This is a genomic window from Muriicola sp. E247, from assembly GCF_041358175.1.
In the GTDB taxonomy this organism is placed as follows: Bacteria; Bacteroidota; Bacteroidia; order Flavobacteriales; family Flavobacteriaceae; genus Muriicola.
The window spans coordinates 273,121-294,548 of record NZ_JBGKBE010000003.1 but is presented as its reverse complement, the minus strand read 5'-3'; the positions used below and the strand labels follow the sequence as shown (position 1 = coordinate 294,548).

General features: G+C 42.5%; 14 protein-coding genes. 11 read left to right on the top strand and 3 right to left on the bottom strand.

The genetic code is table 11. The annotated features are described in order from the left end of the window. The first annotated feature begins 6 nt into the window (after positions 1-6). On the top strand, positions 7-774 hold the full coding sequence (locus ACA086_RS07535) for an NlpC/P60 family protein (RefSeq protein ID WP_371002717.1): 768 nt from the start codon (positions 7-9) through the stop codon (positions 772-774). A gap of 53 nt (positions 775-827) precedes the next feature. Here the strand turns inward: ACA086_RS07535 and ACA086_RS07530 are convergent, their stop codons facing one another. Together ACA086_RS07530 and gyrA are read right to left on the bottom strand one after the other, a co-directional pair. Continuing rightward, complete coding sequence (locus tag ACA086_RS07530; protein WP_371002716.1) at positions 828-2,093, bottom strand: tetratricopeptide repeat protein; 1,266 nt, start codon at positions 2,091-2,093, stop codon at positions 828-830. 31 nt (positions 2,094-2,124) lie between these two features. Next, complete coding sequence (gene gyrA, locus ACA086_RS07525) at positions 2,125-4,656, bottom strand: DNA gyrase subunit A (RefSeq protein ID WP_371002715.1); 2,532 nt, start codon at positions 4,654-4,656, stop codon at positions 2,125-2,127. Between the two features lie 260 nt (positions 4,657-4,916). Between gyrA and ACA086_RS07520 the strand changes: the two genes are divergently transcribed. Both ACA086_RS07520 and ACA086_RS07515 read left to right on the top strand, forming a co-directional pair. Continuing rightward, positions 4,917-7,466 carry an ATP-dependent Clp protease ATP-binding subunit gene (locus ACA086_RS07520; RefSeq protein WP_371002714.1) on the top strand — a complete coding sequence of 850 codons (2,550 nt, stop codon included), beginning with the start codon at positions 4,917-4,919 and terminating at the stop codon, positions 7,464-7,466. 187 nt (positions 7,467-7,653) lie between these two features. After that, entirely contained in the window at positions 7,654-8,055 is a 402-nt protein-coding gene (locus ACA086_RS07515) for an STAS/SEC14 domain-containing protein (RefSeq protein ID WP_371002713.1), read from the top strand. Here ACA086_RS07515 and ACA086_RS07510 read toward each other — a convergent pair. Further along, positions 8,045-9,589 (bottom strand): NAD(P)H-hydrate dehydratase, encoded by a 1,545-nt coding sequence (locus ACA086_RS07510; protein WP_371002712.1) that lies wholly within the window; start codon positions 9,587-9,589, stop codon positions 8,045-8,047. The two genes, ACA086_RS07515 and ACA086_RS07510, sit on opposite strands and share 11 nt — an antisense overlap. Before the next feature lie 329 nt (positions 9,590-9,918). Between ACA086_RS07510 and thrA the strand changes: the two genes are divergently transcribed. From thrA to ACA086_RS07470, 8 genes are all read left to right on the top strand, one after another. Beyond that, the gene (gene thrA / locus ACA086_RS07505; protein WP_371002711.1) at positions 9,919-12,363 is read left to right on the top strand and encodes a bifunctional aspartate kinase/homoserine dehydrogenase I; all 2,445 of its coding nucleotides are present in this window, start codon (positions 9,919-9,921) and stop codon (positions 12,361-12,363) included. Between the two features lie 63 nt (positions 12,364-12,426). Next, on the top strand, positions 12,427-13,356 hold the full coding sequence (locus tag ACA086_RS07500; protein ID WP_371002710.1) for a homoserine kinase: 930 nt from the start codon (positions 12,427-12,429) through the stop codon (positions 13,354-13,356). A gap of 21 nt (positions 13,357-13,377) precedes the next feature. Next, complete coding sequence (thrC, locus tag ACA086_RS07495) at positions 13,378-14,670, top strand: threonine synthase (RefSeq protein ID WP_371002709.1); 1,293 nt, start codon at positions 13,378-13,380, stop codon at positions 14,668-14,670. A 97-nt stretch (positions 14,671-14,767) separates the two neighbouring features. Beyond that, positions 14,768-15,856, top strand: coding sequence for a glycine cleavage system aminomethyltransferase GcvT (gcvT, locus tag ACA086_RS07490; RefSeq protein WP_371002708.1), 1,089 nt, complete (start codon positions 14,768-14,770; stop codon positions 15,854-15,856). Positions 15,857-15,883: 27 nt separating this feature from the next. Beyond that, entirely contained in the window at positions 15,884-16,711 is an 828-nt protein-coding gene (locus ACA086_RS07485) for a sugar nucleotide-binding protein (protein WP_371002707.1), read from the top strand. 102 nt (positions 16,712-16,813) lie between these two features. Beyond that, positions 16,814-17,101, top strand: coding sequence for a 4a-hydroxytetrahydrobiopterin dehydratase (locus tag ACA086_RS07480; protein WP_371002706.1), 288 nt, complete (start codon positions 16,814-16,816; stop codon positions 17,099-17,101). Between the two features lie 73 nt (positions 17,102-17,174). Then, positions 17,175-17,885: a YebC/PmpR family DNA-binding transcriptional regulator gene (locus ACA086_RS07475; RefSeq protein WP_371002705.1), complete on the top strand. Its 711-nt coding sequence runs from the start codon at positions 17,175-17,177 to the stop codon at positions 17,883-17,885. A 405-nt stretch (positions 17,886-18,290) separates the two neighbouring features. Further along, positions 18,291-21,416 (top strand): SusC/RagA family TonB-linked outer membrane protein, encoded by a 3,126-nt coding sequence (locus tag ACA086_RS07470; protein WP_371002704.1) that lies wholly within the window; start codon positions 18,291-18,293, stop codon positions 21,414-21,416. Positions 21,417-21,428 lie beyond the last annotated feature (12 nt).

Below are 21,428 nucleotides of genomic sequence, written 5' to 3'. Positions count from 1 at the left end.
ACTTACTTGCAAAAAAACACCTCCCATTACGGGCTTTGTGCCCTGAGTAGTATACCTATCATGGCCTCGGCAAATCATGCAGCTGAGCAGGTGAGTCAGCTACTCTACGGGGACCTGTACAAAATCACTGATCACCGCAAAGACTGGAATAAGATTAGGGTAACATTTGATGACACCGAAGGGTGGATTCCCAAAAATCAGATCCATCCTATTCCAAAAGAAAAGTATAAGGAATTTAAAGGGATTAAAGAACCTGCACATGCCTCAGACCTGATTTCCTTTGTAAGCGTCAATCAAAATGAGTTGATCCCAATATTGCTTGGCTCTGTGGTGCAAAATGCCGAGGTGTTTGGTCATACATATGAAGGAGAATTAGTAAGTGGCCGACTTGAGAAATCTCACTTACTTGAAACTGCCCTGCAATACTTAAATGCCCCCTGTCAATGGGGAGGGAAAACTCCTTTTGGAATAGATTGTTCGGGCTTAACTCAAATGGTTTACAAGATCAATGGTTACAAGCTACCCAGGAATGCTAAAGAACAGGCGAATATTGGTGAAGTACTAAGTTTTGTAGAAGAAAGCAGTCCGGGTGACCTGGCGTTTTTTGATGACCAGGATGGGGTGATTACCCATGTGGGCATTATTATGAATAACAACCATCTGATCCATGCTCATGGTAAAGTTCGGATTGACAGGCTTGATCAGACCGGGATTTACAATGTAGAATTGGGGTCTTACACCCACAGGCTCAGGGTTATAAAAAAGATCCTATAAAAAAACCCGGTCCTGTAAAAAGGCCGGGCTTTATTTTTTGGCTATAAGGAAAATTACTCGCCCAATAGTTTCTTGATCCTCATAAAATTCTCGTTATCACCCAAGGCTCCATAAATATTCTTCAACTGGGATAAAATACCCTGATTGTCAGGATTTTGTTTAAGCGCGTCTTCAAGTACCAACGCACCTTCTTTAAACAAATCATCCTTTTGCTTTTTCAATTCTTCATACCTGGCGATATCGGCCCGGGAATTTCCCAGTTCATTCATTTCGTCGATCAGACTGTTTCCTTCATTCACGTAGGTAGTGGAGAGGTTTAACTGTGCATTGACATATCCGGGATTGATTTCAATAGCCCTTTTGTATGCGGTACGCGCTTCCTCTAAATTTCCCTGTTCCATATTAATAACTCCAATATTGTACTGCAGATCAGGGTTGTCTGGTGCCATATTGGAGGCTTCTGACATAAGGCTTTTAAAGGTGTCCTTATCGCCCATCTTGTAATAAAGATTGGCTTCATTTAAAACAAGATTGACATCGTTTGGATTCTCTGCCCTCGCATCCTTATAAGCCTGGAGTGCTTTTTCATCCTGTCCCAGTTGTGTGTAGATCAATGCAATATTCTTGATGATCTCTGAACTTTTTGAAGGAGTCCTCTCCATCTTCGGATCCTTGTAGTTTCCAGATTTCACCATTAAATCCATCTGCACCTTGTCATTCATCTCTTCTTCTTCTCCGGTCTCTACATTAGTCGCCTTGTAAGACATCGAACTCCCGTCATAACCCAAAGCTTTCAACTCTTCGTAATATCCCAGTGCTTCCTCAAAATGCTGTCCGTTCACAGCACTACTCGCTGCATAATAGAGATAAATAGTGTCTCTCGGACTTAACTGATAAGCCATATACAGTTTATCCGCACCTTCCTTAAACTTCTTGTTGTTGTTATCCTCAACGGCAGCATTGATAAGGTCGGATGTTAATCCGGCAAGCATTTGCTCACTTTCTGTGCTGTACTTTTTCTTCCCACTTGCTTCTTCTACTTTGAGAACTTCCTGAAAAGCCTTCACTGCACCATCAAATGCACTGGCGTCTCCTTTTTTTGCCAGGTCGGCAAAAACTTGTCCACGAACAAAATAGTATTGGGCCTGGAGACGTTCATCCGCCCCACTGATCGATCCTGAAATTGCATCAAGGCTGGCTTTGGCTGCGGTAGGATCCCCACCTTTAAGTGCTTTTTCTGCCGCCTTAAGCTCATTCTTTTGGGAAAAAGCCGCCATACTAATCAACATGGCCATTAAAATAAATAACTTCGTTTTCATTGTTCTAAACTTTTGTGTTTGTGTTTATTAATTATTCTTCCGATTCCGTTTCTTGATTATCAAGAGCCGTGCCATCTTCAGTTTTTACTTCGATATCTCTGAGTTCTACTTCCTCCAGATTGTCTTCGTCCTTCATCACTTTGGCAACCGCAGCAATGGAATCATTCTCCTTCAGATTGATAAGTTTAACCCCCTGTGTTGCCCTTCCCATGGTCCTTAGGTCGTCGACACTCATACGTATTGCAATCCCCGATTTGTTAATAATCATCAGGTCATCTGAATCAGATACATTCTTTATCGCAACCAGGCCTCCGGTTTTATCTGTAATTGAAATTGTCTTTACTCCCTTACCACCGCGGTTCGTTATACGATAGTCATCAATGCTCGATCGCTTCCCGTAGCCATTCTCAGAAACAACCAGGATTTCTTCGTCGAAATTGTGTACTGAGACCATTCCGATGACTTCATCATCATCACTGGCTAGTGTGATCCCGCGAACTCCTGAAGCACTCCTGCCCATAGGTCGGGTCTTACTTTCTTCAAAGCGAATAGCTTTCCCAGATTTTAGACCGAGGAAAATCTGACTGGTACCTGTGGTGAGTTTTGCCTCCAGCAATTCGTCACCTTCCCGTATATTAATGGCGATGATACCATTTTGTCGTGGTCTTGAATATTGTTCCAGGGAAGTTTTCTTTACAACCCCTTTCTTTGTCGCCATGATGACATAGTGACTGTTCACATAGTCCTCATCCTTCAGGTCCTGGGTGCATATAAAGGCCTTAACCTTGTCGTGTGATTCAATATTAATAAGATTCTGAATAGCCCTGCCTTTTGAGGTACGACTACCTTCCGGAATCTCGTAGACGCGCATCCAGAAACATTTACCGTTCTGCGTAAAGAACAGCATATATTGATGGTTAGTCCCTACGAATAGATGTTCAAGGAAATCCTCGTTTCGGGTAGATGAAGCCTTTTGGCCAACACCACCCCTATTTTGGGTTTTATATTCAGAAAGCGGTGTTCTTTTAATATATCCTGCATGCGAAATAGTGATCACTACCTGCTCATCCGGGATCATATCTTCAATGCTCAGGTCACCACCGGCAAAATTGATCTCCGAACGCCTTTCATCCCCAAACTTTTCTTTTACCTCAAGTAGCTCATCTTTGATGATCTGCATTCTCCGATCCTTGTTAGCTAGAATGTCTTTGAGATCTTCAATGGTTTTAAGAACTTCTTCGTATTCCGTCCTGAGTTTATCCTGCTCCAGCCCGGTAAGCTGACGCAATCTCATTTCGACAATTGCCTTCGCCTGAATTTCTGTCAGTTTAAAGCGCTCCATTAAATTCTCCCTCGCCTCATCTGCATTAGAAGAAGCTCTGATGATCTTTATTACCTCATCAATATTGTCTGATGCAATAATGAGGCCTTCCAGGATATGAGCCCGGTCCTCAGCTTTTTTTAGATCATATTTGGTTCTTCTAACAACCACCTCATGGCGGTGCTCTACAAAAAAGCCGATCATCTCCTTTACGTTCAACAATTGTGGTCTCCCTTTAACAAGGGCAATATTGTTTACACTGAAGGAAGACTGTAGTGCTGTATATTTAAATAGCGTGTTTAAAACGATATTAGGAATAGCATCGCGTTTTAGAATGTAAACAATACGCATCCCGTTACGATCGCTCTCATCTCGAATATTGCTTATTCCTTCAATTTTCTTATCATTAACAAGGTCAGCCGTTTTCTTGATCATATCGGCCTTATTCACCTGATAAGGGATTTCAGAAACTATGATACATTCCCTTCCCTGTACTTCCTCAAATTGAGTTTTCGCACGCATGACAATTCGTCCTCTACCCGTGTGGAATGCCTCTTTAACACCTTCATAGCCATAAATTATCCCCCCGGTTGGAAAATCGGGTGCTTTGATGTGCGTCATCAGTTCATCGATCTCAATGTCATTGTTTTCAATATAGGCTACCGTACCGTCTACAACCTCAGAGAGGTTATGCGGTGGCATATTGGTCGCCATTCCAACTGCAATTCCTGATGCTCCGTTGATCAGTAAGTTGGGTATTCTTGCAGGAAGAACTGTGGGTTCCTGTAATGAATCGTCAAAGTTTAATTGATGGTCTACCGTTTCCTTATCAATATCGGTAAGCATCTCATCAGCGATCTTACGCATGCGAGCTTCCGTATAACGCATAGCTGCCGGACTATCCCCGTCAATAGAACCAAAATTTCCTTGCCCGTCTACGAGCATATAGCGCAGACTCCATTCCTGGGCCATCCTCACCATAGAATCGTAGACCGAAGTATCACCATGAGGGTGATATTTACCCAAAACTTCCCCTACAATTCTCGCTGATTTTTTGTGTGAACTGTTTGATCTGACTCCCAGTTCGTGCATCCCGTAAAGTACTCTCCTGTGCACTGGTTTTAATCCATCCCTGACATCAGGTAAGGCCCGTGACACAATGACCGACATTGAGTAATCAATGTAGGCAGATTTCATCTCATCTTCAATATTAATCGGGATCAGTTTTTCTCCTTCCGCCATATAAAAATCCTATTGTTTTTCAGTGGTTAAAACATCGGGGCAATATACACAAAATGATAGGTTCAAGGGCACGAAACATTGACTTTATTGAACAATTTATTAACATGACATTACCGGGCTTTAGTTGATAAAACTCGTGTTAATTATTTTGTAAATCGGGCATTTTTTCGTCATTTAGGCCTAGTTAATCTAATATAGGTACGGTATTTGACGTTCTTATTGTAAGTTTTAGTAATTTTAAGGAGAATATAAGAAACCATATGGACGATAATTTTTCACCAAGAGTAAAAGACGTAATCGCTTACAGTAAGGAGGAGGCCCTAAGGCTCGGACATGATTTTATTGGTACCGAGCATCTTATGTTAGGACTACTCCGGGATGGTAATGGGAAAGCGATCAGCATCCTCGATGCCCTCGATGTGGATCTCGATCATCTGCGTCGGAAGGTGGAAATCCTGAGTCCGGCAAACCCCAATCCGGGAAGCAGTCAGAAAGACAAGAAAAACCTGCACCTTACAAGGCAGGCTGAGCGCGCGCTGAAAACCACTTTTCTTGAGGCGAAACTATTTCAAAGTTCCTCAATTAATACAGCACATCTGTTATTGTGCATCCTCAGAAATGAGAATGATCCCACAACCAAGCTGCTGCACAAGCTAAAGGTTGATTACGACGGGGTAAAAGAGCAATTTAAATCAATGATTACAAGTGACGACGACTATATAGACTCCCCTACTTCGGAGTCCTTCCCCAGTGATTCTGATGAACCTTCTGAAGGTAAAGAAGCTTCTTTTGGCGCTTCTTCCGCTCAAAAAGGGAGTAAAAAATCAAAAACGCCGGTCCTTGACAACTTTGGCCGTGATCTTACACAACTGGCCGAAGAGAACAAACTGGATCCGGTAGTGGGCAGGGAAAAAGAAATTGAACGTGTTTCACAGATCCTGAGCAGAAGGAAAAAGAACAACCCACTGCTCATCGGTGAACCAGGGGTGGGTAAAAGTGCCATAGCAGAAGGCCTGGCCCTGAGGATCATCAACAAAAAAGTATCTCGTATTCTTTACAATAAAAGGGTAGTCACTCTCGACCTTGCCTCTCTGGTTGCCGGTACCAAATACCGGGGACAGTTTGAGGAAAGGATGAAAGCCGTTATGAACGAGCTCGAAAAGAATGATGACGTCATTCTGTTTATCGATGAGATTCATACTATCGTAGGTGCAGGTGGTGCTACCGGAAGTCTGGATGCTTCCAATATGTTTAAACCGGCACTGGCACGTGGGGAGATTCAATGCATAGGGGCCACTACCTTAGATGAATACAGACAATACATTGAAAAAGACGGGGCCCTGGAACGACGATTCCAGAAGGTGATGGTAGAACCTACTACAGTAGAAGAAACTATCGAAATCCTAAAGAACATCAAAAGTAAATACGAGGATCACCATAATGTACTTTACACAGATGAGGCTCTTGTTGCCTGTGTAAAACTCACTAACCGGTATATGACAGATCGATTCCTGCCAGACAAGGCTATTGACGCCCTGGATGAAGCCGGATCACGTGTACATATTGTGAATATGGATGTCCCGGAGCAAATCCTGGAGCTAGAAAAACAACTCGATGACGTCAGGGAACTCAAAAACACCGTTGTAAAAAAACAACGTTACGAAGAAGCTGCAAAGCTGCGCGATGATGAAAAGCGCCTCGAAAAAGAACTCGCAGTAGCCCAGGAAAAATGGGAAGAAGACAGCAAACTTCACAGGGAAACGGTATCAGAAGACAATGTGGCAGATGTGGTCTCCATGATGAGTGGAATTCCAGTTAATAAAATTGCCCAGACAGAGAGCAACAAACTGGCAGAATTGCCAACCCTGATCAAAGGCAATGTAATAGGACAGGATGAAGCCGTGTCTAAAGTAGCCAAAGCTATTCAGCGGAACAGGGCCGGACTTAAAGATCCCAATAAACCTATCGGGTCCTTTATTTTCCTTGGCCAAACCGGTGTTGGTAAAACACAGTTGGCAAAAGTCCTGGCTAAAGAACTCTTCGATTCAGAAGACGCCCTGATACGAATTGACATGAGTGAATACATGGAGAAATTTGCAATCTCCAGATTGGTAGGAGCACCTCCCGGCTATGTAGGGTATGAAGAAGGCGGGCAGTTAACCGAGAAAGTAAGACGAAAGCCTTATTCCGTGATCCTCCTCGACGAGGTGGAAAAGGCCCACCCCGACGTATTTAATATGATGTTGCAGGTACTCGATGACGGCTTCCTTACCGATAGCCTGGGAAGAAAAATCGACTTCCGCAATACAATTATTATAATGACCTCCAATATCGGAGCCAGACAACTGAAGGATTTTGGACAGGGTGTCGGATTTGGAACAGCTGCTAAAAAATCTCAGGAAGATTCTCATCAGAAGAGTGTTATTGAAAATGCACTTAAAAAAGCATTTGCCCCTGAATTTTTAAACAGGATTGATGATGTAATTGTGTTTAATCCGCTTGAGCGTGAACATATCCATAAGATTATCGACATTGAACTGGCTAAACTTTATGCAAGGATTAAAGATATCGGTTACAACCTTAATCTTACCGATAAAGCCAAAGACTATATTGCAGATAAAGGATTTGACAAACAATACGGTGCCCGGCCTTTAAAAAGAGCCATACAGAAGTATATCGAAGATGCCCTGGCAGAGGAGATCGTAAACTCCAAATTAGAAGAAGGGGATAGCATTTTCATGGATTATGATGGAAAAAAGGAATTACTTACTATAGACATCAAGAAATCCAAGAAGTCTTCCAAGGCATAAACTGTAAGAAACAGACTCAAAAAGGGTGTTAGTTAACTGACACCCTTTTTTTTGTATTAATCTTTGATTTGTCGCCTTCCTTATTTAAAATGTCATAGAAACGATATTTACGCTTTTAATCTAATATTTTTTACATCCGCAGACCATCCTGCTACTTTCGTTTCGAACGCTACAAAACTACATGGGGATGAAAGTAAGGCCGATCAAAACACCGGTTGTCATAAAGGAGTATGTTCTTGAAATAGGTACTGTAAAGGTTTATGATAACTATATGGTCGCAACTTTTAATGAAGGCAGCACTGTAACTCTGGAACGGGCATATCAGGTAATTGGCATTTCAGAAATACACTTCAGGGACAGACCCTTTGGATTTATCAGTTTCAGAAAACACTCCTATGCTATAGATCCTACTATTTACGCATATGTACGTGAATTAGAAAATCTAAAAGCTTTTGCCATTGTTTCGGTTAAGGAAATGGACATGCATAATTTCTCCATTGAAAAAATGTTCTACAAAAAACCAATGAAGTTTTTTATTGATTACAATAATGCACTGGCCTGGGTAAAAAGACGTGTCGCTAAGAAGTAGTTCCTTGCTCTTCACCTTCTTGTAATTCCTCCAGGTATAATTCCTTGAAGGATGCTCCCAGATTTTCAATGATATCTGAAGCAGTAATAGATTCCATACTCCCCTTCAGAAGACCGTTATCCCCTGCCCTACCATGCAAATATACCCCCATTATTGAGGCATTTAGAGGTGTATAGCCCTGAGCTATGAGTCCGGTTATCACTCCCGTTAGCACATCTCCGCTCCCAGCCGTAGCCATCCCCGGATTACCGGAACTGTTTATATACCCTTTCTCTTTGTACATAGTAATGGTATGTGCACCTTTTAGCACCAGAATGCAGTTAAATTTATTGGTAAATTTCTGTGCTTTATCCAGTTTCTCAAAATCGTCTTGCCACGACCCAATTAGGCGTTCCAATTCCTTAGGGTGGGGCGTCAGAACGGTCTGAGGGGGAAGTTGATTCAGGAGTGACCTGTCTTTGGCTAACAGATTTAATCCATCCGCATCGATGACCAGGGGTGTAGTGTTTCCTTTCAGAAATTCTTTAAACGCTTTTTGAGCAACCTTTGATGTACCCATCCCCATTCCAATGCCGATGACGGTAGGCTCAAAGGGAATTTGTATCTCAGATAATTGCTGTTCATCTTTATCGGTAAACACCATAATCTCGGGCGCCGAGGTCTGTAAGGGCACATAACCACATTGAGGCACAAATGCTGTAACCAATCCGGCTCCCGACCTAAGACAGGCCTTAGCACTGAGAATAACTGCTCCGATCTTACCATAAGATCCACCGAGGATTAATGCGTGGCCATAAGTCCCTTTATGTGTGAATTTTTTCCTGAACCGGTATACCTCCCGGATGTCCTGCTGCTGAATAAATTCGTAAGTGTTATTTAAAGATGAGATAAAAGCTTCATCCAGGCCAATGTCGAGCACAACCGAGTTTTCATAATATATCCCAGTCTGGGGAAGGAAGAAAACCAATTTGGGAGACTGAAATGTGAGAACAAAGTTGGCTTTTACAATACTGTTTTTATCCTCAAATATTTTGTCAAGGAACAAGCCTGATGCGATATCAATGGACATGAGAAATGCCATTGAGCTGTTTATATGAGTGATTAGTTTGGTCACCCATGGATCCGGGGTCCTATTAAGACCGGTGCCAAATATTGCATCCAGCACCATCTCCTCTTCTGAAATTTCAGGGAAATCACTTTCCTGCCCAATCACCTGGGGCCAAACTTTCCGGTCTTTGAGGCGGTCCAGGTTAATTAAGAAATCATCAGATCGTTTTTCGCTGTAATTTACCACATACACCTTGATGTTGTAGCCGTGTTCCAGTAAGTGACGGGCCACTACCAGTCCGTCACCTCCGTTATTCCCTATTCCACAGAAAATATGCAAAACAACCGGAGACCCTTTTAATTGCTCGTGTAACCAATGAAAAACGGCAAGGCCTGCCCTCTCCATAAGTTCATCACTCCTGATTGCCTGGCTCTCAATGGTGTATTTATCAGCCGCTCTGATCTGTTCTCCTGAAAGTATTTTCATCTCATCTTGCTCAATTTCTATCCTTTTTAGGTCCTCTGACAGGTAGTCAATTTTTGGTGTAAGTCCTTATTTTCTCTCATATTACCAAAGAATTCCTAAAAATGAAGGCGATATTAATGCTAGTCTTCAAAAATGTCTGCATAAGTTGGGCTCGCTAAGTAAAAATACTACTTTTGAACATTATGAAAGTGTTTATAAATACAGGCGGTAACGCTCTTATGAATAATCCTATTCAGTCAAGGATTAAAACGACCACCGAGACCCCTTGGGGGTAATCTCTGCTTTTACTTCAACGTCCTCATACTCTATTTCCCTAATTCAAGATTAAAATGAAAGTATTAAAATTTGGTGGTTCCTCTGTAGCTTCAGCTGATGTCATACGCAAGGTAAAGGAGATCGTTGGCCAAACCGAAGCCAAAAAAATGGCGGTAATTGTTTCTGCATTCGGAGGTGTAACCGATTTGCTGCTCAACACGGCTAAAATGGCTTCAGAACAGGATCTCGCCTATAAAGAAGGATTAAAAAAAATTGAAGCTCGACATCTGAGCGTAATAAAAGACCTATTGCCAGTAGCCGCCCAAAGCAGGGTACTGAGTAAGGCAAAAAGTGAATTGAACGTCCTGGAAACCCTATTAGAAGGAGCCAGTTATATAGGAGAAATTACTCCCCGACTCTCTGATAAGATCGTAAGTTTCGGAGAATTACTTTCGGCCTATATCATCAGTGAATTCTTTTGTGAATCGGGTCTTGAAGCAGTTTACAAAGATTCTCGTGACTTACTTCTTACAGATGATAGCCATGGCAAAGCTGCTGTAAACTTTCCTGAGACCAATAAGAGATGTAAGGCGTATTTTAATTCAGAACAATCCACTGTAATTGTGCTACCCGGTTTTGTCGCTTCAACCGTTGATGGAAATGTGACAACACTAGGAAGGGGAGGTTCTGATTACACAGCTTCCATTATCGCTGCTGCAGTAGGGGCTGAAGAACTACAGATATGGACAGATGTAAGTGGAATGTATACGGCCAATCCAAAGATCGTTAAGCAAGCAAAGCCCATTGTGCATATCTCCTACGAAGAGGCCATGGAATTATCCCACTTTGGAGCGAAGGTATTGTATCCGCCAACGGTTCAGCCTGTTTTAGACAAGGGCCTGCCCATGGTAATAAAAAATACCATGGATTCAAAAGCCGCCGGCACGGTAATTACGAAAAAGTCTCCCGAAGAAGGACGCACCGTTAGGGGAATAAGCTATATACCCAACATCTCACTCCTTTCGCTAGAAGGACCCGGTATGATAGGGATTCCCGGAATTTCAAAAAGACTGTTTGAAGTTCTTTCCCTGGCCAATATCAGTGTTGTTTTAATCACTCAGGCTTCATCTGAGCACTCGATTTGTATTGGTATAGACGAAGTGGATGCAGCGAATGCTATACAGGAGATTGAAAAGGCGTTCGCTTATGAGATGTCACTGGCTAAGATCAAACCGGTCATTCATGAAAAGGATCTGGCCATCATTGCCCTGGTAGGAGATCAAATGAAAAATCACCAGGGACTAAGCGGGAAGATGTTCAGCACCCTCGGTAAAAACAATGTAAACATTCGTGCAATTGCACAGGGAGCTTCCGAACGGAACATATCGGCAGTGATTAGAAAGGAGGATGTAAAAAAAGCATTAAATACGTTACACGAAGCATTCTTTGAAGAAAATATAAAACAGCTCAACCTTTTTATTCTGGGAACCGGGAATGTAGGTTCTAAACTCCTCGGGCAACTGAAACAGCAGAAAAAATACCTGAAAGAACACCTTCGACTCAACATCAGGGTTATCGGGATTTCCAATTCACGGAAAATGGTTTTTGAGGAACAGGGAATTTCGCTTGAAAAATGGCCGGAATTACTAGACTCCGGAAAGAAGGCAGACAGCGCTCTTTTCTACGATACGATTCAAAAAATCAATGCCCGGAACAGTATCCTTGTAGATAATACGGCTAGTGAAAAAATAGCAGCTTCTTATCCGAAATACCTGAAACAGAGCATTTCGGTGGTCACCTGTAACAAAATTGCCTGTTCATCGGCTTACGGACAGTATCTGGAGTTAAAAGAACTGGCCAGAGAATTCAAGGCGCCTTTTTTATTTGAAACCAACGTTGGTGCAGGTCTGCCTATCATTGATACCCTGAAGCATCTTATGGCCTCGGGAGATGAGGTTATCGCGATCAAGGCTGTTCTTAGCGGAAGTCTCAATTTTGTCTTCGACAATTTTAATGAGAAGACCAGCTTTCATGAAATTGTAAAAAAAGCTCAGGAACAAGGGTATACGGAACCCGACCCTAAAATTGATCTCAGTGGTATCGACGTCATGAGAAAAATACTCATTCTTTCAAGGGAAAGCGGATACACACTCGAACTGACTGATATCGAAAACAGGTCGTTCCTCCCAGAGGAAGCTCTAAGAACAAAAAACAACGAATCCTTTTTTAAAGTCCTAAAGAAATACGAGGGTGATTTTCAACATTTGTTAAAGGAAGCTTCCACCAAGAATTGTAAATTAAAATTTGTTGCCTCCCTGGACAAGGGGAAGGCAAGCGTAGGGCTGGAACACATTCCGGAAGGCCACGATTTCTATTCCCTGTCGGGCAGTGATAATATCGTTCTGTTTTACACTAAACGATATCCTGAACAACCCCTGATCATCAAAGGGGCCGGAGCAGGAGCCGATGTTACAGCTTCGGGTATATTTGCCGATATCATCAGAATTGGAAATTATTAAGCCGTAATTTCCATTTCATTAATTTGTAATTTACTCTGGCTTCAGATACACAAATAAGATTTCATGATCAAAGAGCAGATTAGACTATTTTGCCCGGCTACCATAGCCAACATCTCCTGTGGTTTTGATGTTCTCGGCCTTGCACTTGATTCCATTGGCGATGAGATGGTACTTCGCAAAGTATCAAGTCCAGGCATTAAAATCACCGGCATCACCGGGCAGGATCTTCCTTTGGAAACAGATAAAAATGTAGCAGGCGTTGCCGGAATGGCTATGATCAAAGCATTGGAATATAAGGAGGGATTTGAGATTGAAATCCATAAAAAGATTAAGCCAGGAAGCGGGATAGGAAGTAGTGCAGCCAGTGCGGCAGGAGTAGTATGGGGGATGAATCAGCTTATGGGAAGTCCCTGCTCTGATCATCAATTGGTACAATTTGCCATGGAAGGCGAAAAACTGGCAAGTGGATCTGCCCACGCTGATAATGTAGCGCCTGCTATTTACGGGGGGATAACCCTGGTCCGTAGTTCCAGTCCGCTCGATATAATTCGTATCAATTCACCCGAACTTCTATATGCTTCTGTGATCCATCCTCATATAGAAATTAAAACTTCAGACTCCAGGAAAATCCTGAAAACTTCTATTTCGCTTGCAGATGGAATAAAACAATGGGGAAACCTTGGTGCTCTGATTGCCGGACTGTTTAAGGAAGATTACGCCCTGATCAGTCGGTCACTTGAAGATCATATCATAGAACCCGTCCGATCGATCCTTATCCCCGGATTTGACGATATAAAAAAAGCCGCGCTGGCTGCCGGAGCCCTTGGATGTGGCATCTCAGGTTCAGGCCCTTCCATATTTGCCCTGAGTAAAGGTGGGGATAAAGCCACCGAGGTAGCGAAAGCAATGAGTCTGGAACTCAGCAAGATCAAACTAAATCACGACACCTATGTGTCTGTTATCAACACAAAAGGAATATATATTCTCCCCTGAGATGATTTCAATGTAAAGAAAATGAAATACTACAGCCTGAACAGAAAAGCTCCTGAAGTCAGTTACCGGGAAGCAGTTATATGTGGAATAGCTCCCGACGGCGGACTGTACTTCCCCGAGCATATTCCTGTACTTCCGGAAGCCTTCGTTAAGGACATAGCCAGGCATTCAACACTGGAAATCGGAATGGAAGCCATGACTCCATTTGTAAAGCAGGATATTCCCCAAAGAGAATTAGAGGGAATTCTAAAACAGGTATTGGATTTCGATTTCCCTTTAGTCCCCATAAGTAACGGCATTGATGCACTGGAGCTTTTTCACGGCCCAACCATGGCGTTTAAAGATGTGGGCGCGAGATTCATGGCCCTGAGCCTTGGGTATTTCTACAGAAATGAGGACAGGGAAGTGACGGTCCTGGTTGCTACATCGGGGGATACAGGAGGAGCAGTAGCAAAGGGATTCCTCGGTGTTCCCGGGGTTAATGTGGTTATTTTATACCCAGACGGGAAGGTAAGCGATATCCAGGAAAAGCAACTTACCACCCTCGGACAAAACATTAGGGCCTTGAGAGTACAGGGTACCTTTGACGACTGTCAGCGTATGGTAAAAAGAGCTTTTACTGATGAACATTTAAAGGGATCGGTTCAGCTCACCTCTGCGAATTCCATCAACGTGGCCCGCTGGCTGCCCCAGATGTTGTATTATATGCTGGCCTATCGTCAAAAAGAGGAGTCGGCAAAAGAACTCGTCTTTTCGGTACCCAGTGGCAATTTTGGCAATATCTGTGCCGGAATGGTCGCTCAGAAAATGGGACTGCCTATCAGCCATTTTATTGCAGCCACCAATGTTAATGATACCGTCCCCAGGTTTATGGAAACTTCAGAATATCAGCCACATCCTTCAACCGCTACCATTTCCAATGCTATGGATGTAGGAGATCCCAGCAATTTTGTAAGAATACTGGAGCTGCATAACAATGATTTTGTAGCCTTGAAAAAGAATCTGAGTTCTTTTTCTTTTTCCGATAAGGAGACCAAAGAGGCCATGAGAAACATCTATGATGAATCGAATTACATCGCCGATCCCCACGGAGCAGTGGGGTATTTGGGATTATTGAAATACAGGGAATCATATCCCGATTCTCAGGGAATATTTCTGGAAACCGCACATCCCGTGAAATTTTTAGACGTGGTCACTGATACCCTGAATACTACTATCCCCCTACCTTCCCAAATACAAGAGGTTATGGGTAAAAAGAAAGTTTCTTATCCTATTTCGACCTATGAAGAACTAAAGGAATTTCTCCTTTCATAACTAAAAATCTTGCTTTTTTTCAGGTCAAATTTTCCGTTCACAGAAACTAGCTACGACTTATTTTCAATACCTTTGCGCCACAAAATAATGGCGATTTATGAAGACTACAGCACTGACCGAAACACACCAGGAACTGGGAGCTAAAATGGTTCCTTTTGCAGGGTATATGATGCCGGTTTCTTACGAAGGGGTGACCGTTGAACACGAGACAGTTCGCAAAGCACTGGGTGTGTTTGACGTATCTCATATGGGGGAATTTTTGATCGAGGGACCAAAGGCCCTGGAGCTTATCCAAAAGGTCACTTCCAATGATGCTGCAAAGCTTGAAGTTGGGATGGCACAATACAGCTGTTTACCCAACGAAAAGGGTGGAATTGTTGATGATCTTATTATTTACCGGGTAAAGGAAGAGGTCTATCTCCTGGTGGTGAATGCCTCCAATATTGAAAAGGACTGGGAGCACATCGCCAGATACAATAACGATATCGGAGCGGGAATGAAGAATATTTCCGAAGCCTATTCCCTGCTCGCCATTCAGGGACCCAAAGCGGTTGAAGCCATGCAATCCCTGACATCTGTAGATCTTTCTGAAATCAAATTTTACAGGTTTGTGGTTGCCGATTTTGCCGAAATACCCCATGTGATAATCTCAGCGACAGGTTATACAGGGTCGGGTGGATTTGAGATCTATTGCAAAAATGAAGAAGTTAAACAGGTTTGGGACAAGGTATTAAAAGCTGGTGCCGAATATGGCATAAAGCCCATTGGACTGGCCGCCAGGGATACTTTGAGACTTGAAATGGGGTATTGTCTTTACGGCAATGATATTGACGACAGTACTTCCCCTCTTGAAGCAGGACTGGGTTGGATCACTAAGTTTACCAAAGATGATTTCGTCAACAAAGCGGGACTTGAACTTCAGAAAAAAGAAGGGGTAACCAGAAAATTAGTAGCCTTCGAACTAAATGAACGGGGTATTCCCAGACAGGGTTATCCCATTTTGGATAAGGAGGAGAATGAGATCGGACAGGTTACCTCCGGAACCATGTCACCTTCGCTTGGAAAAGGAATTGGCCTGGGGTACGTACCCACATCACATTCGGCCTCTGGCAGTGCAATAAAGATTCGGATCCGAAAAAATGCTGTCGATGCTTCTATTGTAAAACTACCATTTTATAAGAGTTAAGGAGAGACTAGGAAGACAGGAGGAACGGTGGAAGAAGAATCGAAAAAAATACTCATTTTAGGTGGCAGCGGATTTATAGGTAATGCACTATATAAGGAATTGTGCAATTACTATGATACCTATGGCACCTATTTCTCCTCAAGAAATGGCTATAAATCCAATCAGCAGTTCTTCTCTTATGATATGCAGGAAGACGATGTGTACCAGCTCCTTGAAAATGTCAGGCCCAATATTATAATATCGGCTCTTAGAGGTGATTTTGCAGCGCAGATCCAGGCCCACCAACATATCGTGGAATACGTATCTAAAAATAACTGCCGGATTATTTTCCTCTCTTCTGCAAATGTTTTTGACGCTTACAGCAAATTCCCTTCCTATGAAAATGATAAAACCCTCTCGGAGAGTATTTACGGGCGCCTAAAAATAAAAATTGAGAACATGCTGCTCAGGTTGCCAAAGAAGAAAGCCTGTATACTGAGGTTGCCAATGGTATTTGGAAACACTTCGCCCCGGATAAAAGAGATCAAACAAGCGATCTGGAATAATGAAGCTATTGAAGTATTTCCCAACCTGGTGATCAATGTTACAGATGATGATAAACTTTCCCAGCAGGTACATTACCTTATCAACAGGAACAAATTTGGTGTTTTTCACCTGGGAAGCTCAGACCTGGTTCATCACGAGGATTTTATCCGGGAGGTGGTAGAAAGGGTGGGGAGCTTTAATCCCATTTACAAAAGGGTATTTACAACTAATGAAGAACGATATTTGGCTGTTCTCCCTAAAGATCACCCCCTTCCAAAAAATCTTCGCTTCACCTATCAGGAAGTTATAGATCACCATGTGATGGGCTGATCAGGTTTGATTATTTTCAGAGCTTTAATAATTCTACTAACTTTATAAAAATGGTGGATACTTTAGTCCACATCACAATTATCATTTAAATAAAATTATTCCATGGAAAAGCTCAATCCCGAACAGATCGAAGAAAAACTGAAAGCATTAGAAGGCTGGGAGTTCAACAATGACGCGATAGAAACCTCCTTTGAGTTTAAAAATTTCAAAGAAGCATTTACTGTGATGACGCGAATTGCTTTTGAATGTGAAGCTCAGAATCATCATCCCGACTGGACCAATGTTTACAATTCCCTGCAAATTAGACTCAGCACTCATGACGCCGGAGGGGTTACGGATAAAGATTTTGCTCTTGCGAGTAGTATCGAAACTATTATTGAAAGTGAGTAAATCTGGGGAAACTCCAGCGCTTGTCATGGATTTGAAAATCATTAAATTTGCTCAGATTTTGAGTTGATAATTTATGGGAAGAGCATTTGAATTTCGAAAGGCACGTAAGTTAAAGCGCTGGTCGGCCATGTCCAAGGCCTTTACAAGGATCGGGAAGGATATTGTAATGGCCGTCAAAGAGGGAGGACCCGATCCGGATACCAATTCCAGGCTGCGTGCTGTGATCCAGAATGCCAAGGCGGTCAATATGCCCAAGGATAATATTGAACGAGCTATCAAAAGGGCCAGCGATAAATCCCAGGGCGATTTTAAGGAAGTACTTTTTGAGGGGTATGCACCCCATGGAATAGCCATCCTTATTGAGACGGCAACAGATAATAACACCCGTACAGTGGCCAATATCCGAAGCTATTTTAATAAATGCAACGGGAGCCTGGGTACTTCGGGTTCAGTCGAATTTATGTTCGACCATACCTGCAATTTCCGGATTCCCTCTGAAGGGATAGATCTGGAAGAACTAGAACTGGATATGATCGACTTTGGAGTAGAAGAAGTTTTTGAAGACGAGGACGGGATCATGATCTATGCCCCTTTTGAAAGTTTTGGTGCTATACAAAAAGAACTGGAAAGCAGGGAGATTGAAATCCTCTCCTCAGGTTTTGAACGCATACCCCAGGTCACCAAGGACCTCTCGCCGGAGGAAGCCGAAGATGTGGAAAAGCTACTCGAAAAAATAGAGGAGGACGATGATGTTCAGAATGTATATCACACCATGAAGGAGTAGGCACTACTCCTACGGCATATGAAAAATAGTGCGTGCGCTTCTATCCTTATCAAACCGATAGTATCCTCCATTTCTTTTTGCAACAATGGAAAGCATAAGATAATATCCCCGATTGCTTTCTCCATGCTTTGTGTCCTTTCTGATTTTTTTATTTATCATAATTAAATCCTGGTCACATTAACTTTATACAATAGTATCCCTAAGGGTTAAATACGACCCATCTTAAGGTCTCTTTCCCTCCGTTGGCCAACAATTTAAATTGTTTTCAAATATTTAAAAGAACGTCTTTCAGGCGATTTTTCATCATATTCTTATCAAAATCCTATTCTGTTAATGTCACTTCTTAATTAGTAATTCTTTTAAAAAAGTCATAGATTGAAGGGACTAACACAAAAACCTTCTTAAATGAAATCTAAACACATTTGGATTTTAGCATCGTTGTTTATGCTAACTTCCCAACTTGGATTTTCCCAGGAAAAAACGATTAGTGGTACCATCACCGACGAAACGGGGGTGCCCTTACCAGGTGTTTCAATCGTAATTGTGGGCACCACAAGTGGTACACAATCTGATTTCGATGGGAATTACAGCATTAATGCTGCCGTAGGACAAACGCTTAGGTTTAGCTACATAGGCCAGCGAACGACAGAAAGAACTGTCGGATCTTCCAGTACAATAAATGTACAAATGGAATTAGACACCCAAACGTTAGATGAGGTCATCGTAACGGCATATGGTACGTCAACAAAAGAAGCCTTTACCGGATCTGCCGCAGTGGTAGGTGCCGAAGACCTGGCTATCAGAAACGTTACCTCCCCTATTGCTGCTATAGAAGGTAGGGCAACGGGTATTCAGTTTACATCGCCTTCCGGACAACCCGGATCTTCACCAGGTATTGTCATACGTGGTGTAGGTACACTTAATGGGGATTCAGATCCTTTGTTCATAGTTGACGGGGTTCAGTATGAAGGTGCCTTAAACACTATTAACCAGGAAGATATTGCCTCTTTTACAATACTTAAGGATGCAGCTTCAACCTCTTTATACGGTTCCAGGGCTGCTAACGGGGTCGTTATAATTACTACTAAGACCGGTACCCGTGGAGGTATTCAGGTGAACGCATCTATGCAGTATGGACTGACAAGTCAGGCCATCCCGTTTTATGACGAGCTAAGCCCAGCACAGTATTATGAAACAATGTGGGAAGCCCTAAAAAATTCAAGCGCGGGGGCTGGAGATCCCGCTTATGCATCAGCAAATATCTATCAGAGTCTTGGATACAACCCATTTAATGTCCCCAATGACCAGATTGTTGGTATAAACGGTCAGATAAATCCTGCGGCCCAGGTTATTTATAAAAGTTTGAATTGGTATGATGTACTAACTAAAACCGGCGTACGGCAAAATTACAATGTGAATGTTTCTGGAGGTGGTGAAGATCACAGAGTATTTTTCTCAGCCTCATATCTCGATGAAGAAGGTTATGTAGTTACTTCAGAATTTGACAGATTAACAACACGTGTAAACGCTGAATTCGATGTTTCCGATCGCATTACAATAGGGGGTAGTACTAACGTTACTATTTCTAATGCAGCCGGACCCAGTTCTGCTGGAACAGGAAGTATTGTCAACCCTTTCGGCTTTGCCAAAAATATTGGTTCAGTATATCCGGTATATGTGAACGATTTACAGGGTAATATCGTCTTAGATCCCCTCGGGAATCCGCTTTTCGATAACGGTGAAGGATTTTCTGAGTACAATATTGGATCAAGGCCTATCAGCCAGGGACGTCACGCACTCCAGGAACTGCTCCTGAATGATGAAAGAGACAGGGATAATACCTATGGTTTCAGGATGTTCGGGGAATGGGAGATTTTAGACGGCCTTAAACTTCGTTTAAATTATGGTAGAGATATCAATGAAGGTCTGGAACAGGAATATGAAAATGCGATAATAGGAGATGCTCAACCAGACGGAAGGTTCAGTGACGACAGATTCAGAAGGCAGGTAGAAAACTTCAACCAAATCCTGACCTATACCAATAGTTTTGGCAATCACAATATAGATATCACCGCCGGACATGAAAGTTTTGACAGAACCTTTAACAGTATTAATGGTTTAAAAACTGTACAGACAGCCAGTGGAATATTTGTAAACGACAACTTTTCCAATATCGTAAGACTAGGTGGAAATACAACAAGAAAAGCAATCGAAGGGTACTTCCTGAGAACGAATTATAATTTTGATAATAAGTACTATTTAAGTGCTTCGGTCCGGAGGGATGGTTCGTCTGTATTCAGCAGCGAATCACGATGGGGTACGTTTTACTCCGTAGGTGCTTCCTGGAGGATCGATCAGGAAGGTTTTATGGATAATGTTGGTTTTGTAAATGCTTTGAAGATAAGAGGTTCTTACGGGGAAGTGGGTAATGATGATTTATTAGACTTCTTCCTGTCACAACCCCGGTTCTCAATTACTTCCAATGCGGCAAATCCTGCTATCATAAACACCGATCTTGGAAATGCAGCGCTACAATGGGAAACTATTGAGAATTTTGATGTTGCCCTGGAGTTTTCGTTGTTTAACAATTTATTTGACGGGTCTGTAGAGTACTACAAGAGGAATTCTTCTGACCTGTTGTATAACTTACCCATCCCCATAAGTAATGGTTTGAATACAGTTCCCACCAATATCGGGGATATGTATAACTCCGGTTGGGAAGTCGCGTTGACCACAAACCTGGTCAATAGTAACGATATTCGCTGGAATGTTACCCTACAAGGATCCACTTTTAAAAATGAGATCACCAGTTTACCCGATCCCTTTATCAATGGATCCAAACGATGGGCAGAAGGACGTTCCAGATTCGATTTCTACTTGCTCAGAACAGCTGGTGTGGACCCAAGTAACGGAGACCAATTGTTCTTTGTATACGAACTGGATGATGATGGTGAGAGTGTTCCCGTACTGGATGCTAATGGTGATATAGAAACCACTAATGACTGGCAGGCTACTGAAAGAGCTTATACAGGCGACAGTACTATTCCAGATCTTTTAGGGTCAGTTGCCAATAGCCTTAGTTATAAAGGATTCACACTCGATTTCCTGGTTACTTTTGGAATTGGCGGATCATTCCTCGATAACGGATATTCTGCCATGATGCATAGTGGTGATTTTGGAAGGTCTTACCATCCGGATATACTCAACGCATGGAGACAGCCTGGTGACATCACAGACGTTCCCCGTCTGGAGGCCGGAAATGCAAACCTGGTACGGACACAATCAGATCGCTTCCTTACCGACGCTTCTTTCTGGTCTTTGAAAAATGTCAATTTTGGCTATAATTTTAACAGCCAGATTACTGACGCCCTCGGCCTGTCAGCTTTAAGAGTTGCCATCTCAGGGGAGAATCTGTATCTGAAGAGTAAGAGAGATGGATTGGATCCACAGTATAATTTAGCAGGAACACCTGCTGGTAACGACTTTAATCCTGCAAGAATTGTTTCTTTAGGACTGAACGTATCATTTTAATCAAAAAAATAA